Annotated in this window: 8 protein-coding genes, 4 tRNA genes and 1 rRNA gene; all 13 read right to left on the bottom strand. The window is 56.4% G+C overall.

Annotated features, from left to right (window positions below; genetic code table 11):
• The coding region (locus tag QPL94_RS21310) for a GTP-binding protein (protein ID WP_230715830.1) at positions 1-122 on the bottom strand (122 nt) is incomplete at its 3' end.
• 50 nt (positions 123-172) lie between these two features.
• Positions 173-248, bottom strand: a tRNA-Thr gene (locus QPL94_RS21305).
• A gap of 21 nt (positions 249-269) precedes the next feature.
• Positions 270-344 (bottom strand) — tRNA-Gly (locus tag QPL94_RS21300).
• 10 nt (positions 345-354) lie between these two features.
• A tRNA-Tyr gene (locus QPL94_RS21295) sits at positions 355-438 on the bottom strand.
• A gap of 41 nt (positions 439-479) precedes the next feature.
• Positions 480-555: transfer RNA gene (locus QPL94_RS21290), tRNA-Thr, on the bottom strand.
• 31 nt (positions 556-586) lie between these two features.
• Positions 587-1,330, bottom strand: a complete 744-nt coding sequence (locus QPL94_RS21285) for a hypothetical protein (protein ID WP_285359883.1) — start codon at positions 1,328-1,330, stop codon at positions 587-589.
• Positions 1,327-2,064, bottom strand: a complete 738-nt coding sequence (locus QPL94_RS21280; protein ID WP_285359881.1) for a type III pantothenate kinase — start codon at positions 2,062-2,064, stop codon at positions 1,327-1,329. Before QPL94_RS21280 ends, QPL94_RS21285 begins: the two co-directional genes overlap by 4 nt.
• Positions 2,061-3,029 (bottom strand): biotin--[acetyl-CoA-carboxylase] ligase, encoded by a 969-nt coding sequence (locus tag QPL94_RS21275; RefSeq protein ID WP_285359880.1) that lies wholly within the window; start codon positions 3,027-3,029, stop codon positions 2,061-2,063. The genes QPL94_RS21280 and QPL94_RS21275 overlap by 4 nt, the downstream gene beginning before the upstream one ends.
• A 117-nt stretch (positions 3,030-3,146) precedes the next feature.
• Positions 3,147-5,492 carry a DUF6160 family protein gene (locus QPL94_RS21270; protein WP_285359879.1) on the bottom strand — a complete coding sequence of 782 codons (2,346 nt, stop codon included), beginning with the start codon at positions 5,490-5,492 and terminating at the stop codon, positions 3,147-3,149.
• Between the two features lie 64 nt (positions 5,493-5,556).
• Entirely contained in the window at positions 5,557-6,063 is a 507-nt protein-coding gene (locus tag QPL94_RS21265) for a hypothetical protein (protein WP_502881569.1), read from the bottom strand.
• A gap of 38 nt (positions 6,064-6,101) precedes the next feature.
• Positions 6,102-7,193: a hypothetical protein gene (locus QPL94_RS21260; RefSeq protein WP_285359875.1), complete on the bottom strand. Its 1,092-nt coding sequence runs from the start codon at positions 7,191-7,193 to the stop codon at positions 6,102-6,104.
• A complete protein-coding gene (locus QPL94_RS21255; RefSeq protein ID WP_285359874.1) occupies positions 7,193-8,392 on the bottom strand; it encodes a hypothetical protein in 1,200 nt (399 codons plus the stop codon). Before QPL94_RS21255 ends, QPL94_RS21260 begins: the two co-directional genes overlap by 1 nt.
• Positions 8,393-8,663: 271 nt before the next feature.
• Positions 8,664-8,774 (bottom strand): 5S ribosomal RNA (rrf, locus tag QPL94_RS21250); the annotation flags it as partial.

Below are 8,774 nucleotides of genomic sequence, written 5' to 3'. Positions count from 1 at the left end.
CCCCACACTTCGTGACATACACGAGTCAGCGCGGCTGTCAGCGTGGTCTTGCCATGGTCTACGTGACCAATGGTGCCCACGTTTACGTGTGGCTTGTTACGCTCAAATTTTGCTTTAGACATTCGACCTATCTCCCTAATCAACCAGACCGTGACGTTGACCGGACAAATAATGGAGCTCATGACCGGAATTGAACCGGTGACCTCATCCTTACCAAGGATGTGCTCTACCGACTGAGCTACATGAGCGCTTTCAACACAACTACAAATTGGAGCGGGCAGCGGGAATCGAACCCGCGTCATCAGCTTGGAAGGCTGAGGTAATAGCCACTATACGATGCCCGCGAGCAATAAGTGGTGGAGGGGGCAGGATTCGAACCTGCGAAGCTTTCGCGTCAGATTTACAGTCTGATCCCTTTGGCCACTCGGGAACCCCTCCGAGTCAGTCTCGCCAACGGCGAACCTGATTAAAACTAAAAGTGGAGCTGGCGGACGGAATCGAACCCCCGACCTGCTGATTACAAGTCAGCTGCTCTACCAACTGAGCTACGCCAGCTCACATTCGCCTCTTCAGCGAGGGCGGTATACTACGGATTTTCAGGGTCTGTTGCAACACCTTCGCAGCGCCTGATTTCGACGAGGTCGAAATTGTTTGCGTAATCCGATTCTGCCGCCTCGACCGCGCCGGAATCCGGCATCAGTTCGTCCTCAAAAACGAGCGCGTAGCTTATCTGATTTCGGGGGAAGTTGGCCAGTATTGCATTGAGATTCTGACGTTTTTTTTCTTCCAGAACCATTTCAGCCGCCTGCCTGGACTCGAACAGGCCCAGCGATATGGCGTTTTTGTTTTCTCCCCGCCTGACAAGGTAGGAATCAATACCCCGGCGCTGAAGATCATTGAACAATGCCAGCGCCCTGCCCGCCGGCTGCGGCGGAATAATAACCCAGTGTAACGGCGACAATTCCCGCTCTTCCTGCCGGACTTCATGGGCCAGGCCGGGGCTGCCGAGGGACAGGTAGGCAGCGAGTGCTGCCTCAGCGGACTCGAACCAGCCCAGGCGAACGCAATAGGTCTGCGGCACAGGCTCGCTCGCCACCACCAAAGGCTCAACGGGGTCAACGGGCTGAACTTCACCTAACCACGGTTGCGATGATGGTAGCTGCTCCGGCGACTGCTGCCCTTGATCCCCGGGAGCATCGGTCTTCAGGTTCGCTACCCGGGGCAGGCTCTGTTGTTCCAATACCACGGCGACTCGAACCGGAACGAAACTATCCCCGTAGAACCAGAGCGCAAGGTTGACCAATAACAGAACAAGGGCAAGCCACTTCATTCCGGCTCCCACCCCCCGTCAACGGCTGCAAGCCCGTTCAATACCAGATAGGGATCATGAATAGCAGAGAGCCCCGCGCCAATCAGGCCCGAAGCATCACCACCGGTGACCAGAACCCGATCCAGCCCGAAATGGCTGACATCCTTATGTAATCGCGCGACCATTGCTTCCCGGAGCCACGCCAAGCCATGCTGGACGCACTCTGTCGTGGAAGCGCCAGGACTGCCCTGCTCGGCATCCAGACTGTCGAACCCTATCCTGGCAGCATCCTGCTTGAGCGAGCGCAGCATCATCTGCTTGCCCGGCAAGATATATCCGCCCAGGTGGGCACCGGACCTGGCGACATAATCAACGGTAATGGCGCTGCCTGCGTCTACAACCGCAAACCCGCCGGCACCTGTCGCCTGCCAGCCACCGCACATGGCATGCCAGCGGTCGGCCCCCATTCTGGTCACATCGCTATAGGCATTCATCAGCTTTCCGCGACGGTTTTCCGCCCAGTGAAAGATAACGGGTGCTTTGCACGCAGCTTCAAGCCTGGCCTGTAGGTGCTGACGTCGGTCTTCCGAAATTACGGTCGATATGGCGATACACTCAATGGCGTCAGCCCAGGGGGCCCAATCCTGAAAGCCCCCGTCCTCGTCCAGACTTGCAAAACCCTTTTCCAGCACATCTCCGCGAGCGCGCAGCTGCCATTTTATACGGGTGTTCCCGGCATCTATCAGCAGCTTCATGACTGCACCCGCAGGCTTATCTCACCGGCACGAACCTTTACCAGCTCTTCACCCTCTGCGATCAGGTAGTTGCCGGAGTCGTCTATACCGCGGCCGATTCCGGAAAGCTCACCCTGGGTGGCCACCAGCGGCTTTCCGGCGAAGATGTCACGGCTCTGCCAGCGCTCCCGGAACCCGCCGAAGCCTTGCTCCGCGAACTCATCCACGGCTCCCAGAACCGAATTGATGACCGATGCCGCAAGTTCGTTACGGCACCAGCGGCGTTCAGGCACAGCCCGGGCCAGACTGCTCCAGGCCTGGTCGACACCTGCAGCGTCAGTCATGTGTACATTCATACCAATACCGGCCACCACCTTCACAACACCCTCTTCGAGCTCTCCCTGAAGTTCAACCAGGATACCGGAGAGCTTGCTGCCTCCAACGAAAATGTCATTGGGCCATTTCAGCCCCACACCAGCCACTCCCTGATGCTCCAGCGCTTCAGCGACAGCGACACCCAGCACCAGGCTCAACCCGTCGAGCATGGCAAAGCTGCCCCGAAAGGTAAGCCCCAGGCTAAGGTAGAGGTTCTGACCCCGGGGACTTTGCCATGGCCGCCCGCGCCTACCGCGGCCAGCGGTCTGACAGTCCGCGATACAAATGGGAATGCGGCCGGTTGCGGGGTCCTGGCGCCGCCGCACGATTTCGGCATTGGTCGAGTCCACCTCGTCCAGAACCATCAGCTCAATGGCAGAACGATGTCGCACGCCAAGGCCTTTCAGGATCTGGCTCTGATCGAGCAGGTCCATATCCGTCAGCAGACGATAGCCCTTGCCGCGGATGGTTTCTATCCGGATACCTTTGTCCATGGCACGACGGATCTGCTTCCAGATCGCCGTGCGGCTGATGCCAAGACTGGCGGCAAGTGACTCACCGGAATGGACCTGCCCGTCTGCCAGGAGGCCGAGGAGTGCTCTGGATTTCATGAAGGCATGCCCGCTTGATTGAAAGGATCAGGGCGGGATTAAACAACACGTAGAACCAAAAGACAAAGGACGAGACCAAAGCGGTATCGCAATTTCTGAAGATTGTCCCACTGGCACTCAGGGTATCGGGGTTGCCGTCAGGTTGGCCTCGATATCGAAGTTCTGCATTTTTACACCGTACACAGCGGTTTGGGGTCCGCCGGTTGGGTGTACCAGGTCAATGTTACTAATGGAAAGCTCCTTGAACCGGCTTCTGGCCTGAACTGCAAATCCCAGCGGCCGGTTTTCCAGGTCTGTTGCAGTGGGAGATGAGACGTAGCGATATCCAGCCGCGGCCGCAGAATCCATGATCTTTTCGTCTCCCCTCGCACCGGTTACCCCCAGAGCGTCCGCACCATCCGACTTTTTGACCACTTTGGTCTGGTAAACGTCCACGGACAAATCCGTGCGGATACCGAAAGTATTGTCGTCTACACCATCGCCGTCGAAGTCGCCACCATCGCTGGTATGGATATCATTGAGCAGCAGCCTGGTGCCGGTGTTGTTGATCGGGTTCCCGCTGGAATCAGTCTGGCGATTGGTTTCCCAGGTAAAGGCGTTCTTGCGGGTGTCACTCACGGCCCTGGCAAATATCTGTTTCAGCCGGATGGTAATCCCTTCTTCCCCCCGGGCTTCCCAGAGGCCGCCCGAGGCGGTGCAATCCGCCCGGGTAGAACCTGAGCCTCCGGCACAGACATCACCAGCGCCACCAGGCACAATAGTCATGGTGCTTCCGGTTTCGTACTTCTGCAGGACAAAGCGGCCGAAACTGGCCCCCGCCTCCTTGTCGCCAACACGGAGGTTACCCACATCCATCATGCTCCAGGCTTCGCCCTTCATGATGGCCAGACCTTCATCGGTGACATCTATGGTCATGTCGCGGACATGAGAGTCATAGCTCAGATCGCTGATCCACAGGCCTTTCTGGGAAATTTCTCCCTCACCTTCGTCATAAGGCGCGGCAATGATGGCGGCCCGACCGTTACGTATATGGATATCCGAATTGATGGTCAGGCCTTCACCACTGGCACCACCGGCACCCAGCGTCACCTGGCCATCCAGTTCGAATTCATAGGCGGGGTAAAAGCCCAGCGCCAGAAGCAGCTCGGTACCACCCTGCAGCGGTGCGTCGTCACTGCCCACCCGCAAGCCATTGATACGGTAACCGGCGTTCACATCCTCAAATCCAATCCTGAGACCATCATAGAAACGGGTACCATTTTTTTCTCCATCCCGGGTGACACTCACCGTCACATCACCTTGCCCCCAGGACTGCAGGCCACTGAAGATAACCCGGTTTCCGTCCTCCGTGTAACTCAGGTCAGCCAACTGCAGGCTCCATTCAGCGGACAACCTGAGACCCTGTGGGCCGGTATCAGGATGCCCTCCGCCCTGCACGTATACGGCATTGGTATAACTGCGACCGTTATAGGTGTGATCCCGCAGCATGAAGCTGACATTGACCTCACCGATGCTCTTGCTTCCGGCCCCCATCTCGATGCGGCCAATATTGAACTCTCCGTCCAGCGATCCCAGCGTTAGCCCCAACGCATTACGGCCGAACCGGTCCGTGGTGACATCTATCCGCAGGTCATTGACGTTGTAATGGCCGGTAATATCCCTGAACGCAAGCGCGTTGCTGTCGTCGTGGTATATAAAGGAAGCGCTGTTAATCGTGGTCTGGTTGTCCAGACGGAAACCCTCCCCGTCCCGACCGCCGGCAGTAATGGCCGTTTTCGAGGACAGGTCAAAGGTGCCGCTAAGCCCCCCGTAGCTGGGCAGTGCCTGTCCGGTGGCGACATCAAAGCTGTTGCCATGATTCGCGGGATTACCGCTGTAGCGGATGGCCCCCACATCATAGGAACCCGTAATGCGTGGGGCACTCAGTTCCAGCGTGTTACCAACAACGTTGAGGGTGATGCCAAGCGCCTCCACATCCAGAGTGATATCGTCGAGAAAGACTTCGCTGCCATTGGTACGATAGCCAAGGCGGCCACCCGTCATGGTGTAGGCGGTGTCGAACGTATAACCTGAAGATCCGTATGCACCACCCGGACTGATGCGAAGACTGCCTTGCAGGCTGTGGTCAAAGAACACGCCGCCCATCCCGATACCCGGTGCGCCAGCCAGACGGATATCGCCGAACTCGATGCGGCGGTCTTCAATCAGGTAGTCGAGGTTGAGCGCTGCGTCTTCCGTAATATCCACCCTGATAACATGAGCAGCCGATTCCCCCGGCCTGCTGGCGGAGCCGACACGGAAGTCCTCCAGATAGATGCCGTTCCCATCGTCAAAGTACGACAATCGATCTGCGGTCATGCCCAGCTCCATCTCCAGGGTTATACCGCTCTGGCCACTGATATCAGCCAGGTCGTCGTCGTCAAGGCTCTGCATCTCGGCAATCACCGGGGCTGACAGTGTCATAATGAGGAGCCAGCTAACCTCCGATCTGAAAGACTGCTTAGCAATACCGGGCATATCCCTCTCCCTATGGGTTACCTGTGGGGAAAACCAGCAGGTTTCCCTCCATGATGACTTCACCCTGCATTTCCACCGCAAGAATGTCCGTTTGCCGGAAGCCCGGATCCGTCGGCCGGGGCATATTGCTGCCAGCAATCTTGAAACGGACATCGTTGTAACGGACGATATCCGGTAAACCGATCTCCATCACATCGCGATTGAACAGCTCGCCATCGCCGCCGAACCCGGAGTCAATAGACCGAACCCTCAGTGTCAGCCCTTCAAAGGCAAAATTGCCCCGTATTTCATCCAGTACCATCCAGCCGCCGTCTGCCTTCAGGCGATAGGCCAGCCTGGCACCGCACTTCTTGTCCGGGTTGTCACAGCAGCCGAAATAGCTGTTCTCGATCGGCCCACCCATTTCGTTGATGCTGATGTCGCCGGACAGGTAAATACCTCCCTGACCGGAGACTTCGGCCAGGTCCTGGTCATCCAGGCGATCAAGCTCGGCAGCAGCCTGTTCTGCCCCGAACATCGCTATCACGATAACTGCAGCCTGCCGGTAGCGTTTATTCATGGCGCCAGATCCTTGGTTCGGATATCCAGATGCTGAATCAGCATGCCCTCGACTCGCGCCGACCCGAAATCCCGGTCGGCCACGGAGAAGTTGCCAATATGCAGGTTGCTGCGGTAGTCAGGGTTGGTGTAATAGTCCTCGTAGAAATCCCAGGTGTCCGTATCACTGCTGCCACGCAGCCCATCGGCGCCAATCGTCCCGGGAGCGGGCCGGTCAATGGCCGCCACTTCAACCACAAAGTTGCCAGTGCCATCCACATCGAAAAACACCGGCTGCAACTGGTTGCCGATGGCCAACTCCAGGGCAAAATTGGTCATGGTGATACGGGAACCACAGGACAGGCCATCCTGGGAACAGGCGTTAATCGACAGTTCGGGTGACTGGAAATTGAGCTTGAACTGACCCACCATCTGCTGACGATCGTCATCCCCCCATAGCCGAAGATAACTGCCGTCTATCACTGCGCTCTTGGCGTGGATGTTGATGTTGGCTGAGCGGTCATCTCCCACCGCAACATTCATCTGCATGCCAATATCCGGGCGTTCGCCCACGAAATCCGCCGTTGCCGGGCGACTGGAACAGACACCACTACCCGCCGCTGCGCCGGAGCTCATGCAATCGTAGCCCTGGGCTGCATCCATCAATGCCGGGGCCGCGAATTCAAGCACCGCCCTGTCCCGGATGCCGATAGTATTTCCGTCCACCACATCAATCCGGTAAGGGTTCACCAGTCGCCCCAGGTTCACCGGGCTCAGGTTCTGACCGTAGTTACTTCCGTTTCCGGAGATATAGAGGTGGTTGACCACAATCTCGACATCGCGACCATCGGTGCTCTTGAGGCCACCTATCTTGAAGATCCGCGCCTGATTACCATCAGCATCGGGTGCATCCGTGCCATGGGAAAATTTGAAATTTTCCAGCACGACACCGATTCCAGCACCGTCAATCTCCGACAGTTCCTGCTCGGAGAGGTCCTGAAGTTCGGCAGTTGCGATCGCTGGTGCAAGGAGGGCGACCAGAACAATTATGCTGCAGAGTACCTGTGGGAGTTCAACAACGGCACAACACCGCTTCCGAGACAATAACATCAGAATAGCCCCCTGCCCCGGTCAATATATTCAGTCCGGTAACGGTCGGTGCCGTAAAGCGCTTCACTCAGATTCACTTCAGTTGCACCGTTCGGAATATTGAAGAATGCGCCGGACGTGGCACGGATGAAATCCTCCGGTGTCGGATTGGTGTTCTTGACGTCCTTCAGCCAGTCGAGATCCTTGGTCTGAAACGAGATAAATGCCCCGTCGGCAGGGCCCGTAATCCTCCGCTCATCCCCGACTTCCTCAACAGTACCTATCGGGAAACTGTTGTAGATATCCAGATAAAAACAGGAGTCGATACCCAACACCAGACAGTCCTGAGCGTAGACATAGATATCTCCGCTGCCACAGCTGAAAAAAGAGCAGTCGGGTACTTCAATGCGGGAACTGGAGCCCCAGCCAATAAGGTTTTTCACCGACCAGCGAGTAAAGCCACCGGCATCCTCAAGCACGAAGCGTTCGCCATTGGGAATCCCTATATGCTCGGCCCTTATTGGATCCAGTTCGCCAATATTGGGGTCGCCCTCCTCACCATAAACCAGTTCCGCCTTGGTCTGGAGCGGGCTTCCGCCCTCAAGCAGCGGGGTGAGCAGAACAATCACCTGATCAAAGAAGTTGCCGCTGGAGCTTGCCTCACTCAAGCCTTCGCCGCGATCAACAATATCGACATTAACATTGCCGGTAAGGGTTTCGATCTTGCCAGACAGGATGCCCATGGACTCGCCGAAGCCCAGACGAAAGCCCACGATCTCCTGGGCATCTTCGTCGAAGGCAAATTCCAGGAAAGGGTTATCAATATTGAACGGGACGATTTCACCTTCACCATAGGCAGTACCATCCGGTTTAAGCTGACGCGGGGATTTCGGGTTGCTGTCAAAATACGCCTGATTATTGATGTACCCGAGGGCGAAATCCTCGATGTACACATCGGAAGTACCTGCCATCTCGCCATCCCGTTCGTACCGGCCCAGCTCGAGGACATCCACATTGGTCTGTAGATCAATCTCCATGCCCAGGTTAACCCGGGTATAGGACGTGGTATCGGATTGGTCGGGGTGGTATTGGCGATCAACGGATATGAATGCCTGGCCAGTCACCTCTGACATGTCGCTGTCGGAGATTGGCTGCAAGTCTGCTACGGCGGGAGGGGTAAAGGACAGCACCGCTAAGGGAAGCCAAACAACACGTTTCATAGACACATCTCACCATTAACCGCCTGTTTTCAAGCCGGTTTATTGTTTTTGGATGAGTGTCTCTGAACACTTATATTGCTATGGCTAGCGCTGTTATCGCTGGCTTTGTTTTATTTTTTGGCCAGTTCTTATACAAATATTAACGCTGTTTACACAATGTCACTGTGAGCGGTGTCATAAATTTGGAAGGTCGGTCTCGTTTTAACTTACGTTTGTTCAGGCAATAAAAAACCCCCGACGGCGAAGCCGCGGGGGTTTTTCGGTATTAAGAGCCTGACGATGACCTACTCTCACATGGGCAGAAGCCACACTACCATCGGCGCTGGTCTGTTTCACTGCTGAGTTCGGGATGGGATCAGGTGGTTCCAGACCGCTATGGTCG

It is taken from the genome of Marinobacter sp. SS13-12, assembly GCF_030227115.1.
Taxonomy (GTDB): Bacteria; Pseudomonadota; Gammaproteobacteria; order Pseudomonadales; family Oleiphilaceae; genus Marinobacter.
This window is presented reverse-complemented; position numbering and strand designations above follow the sequence as displayed.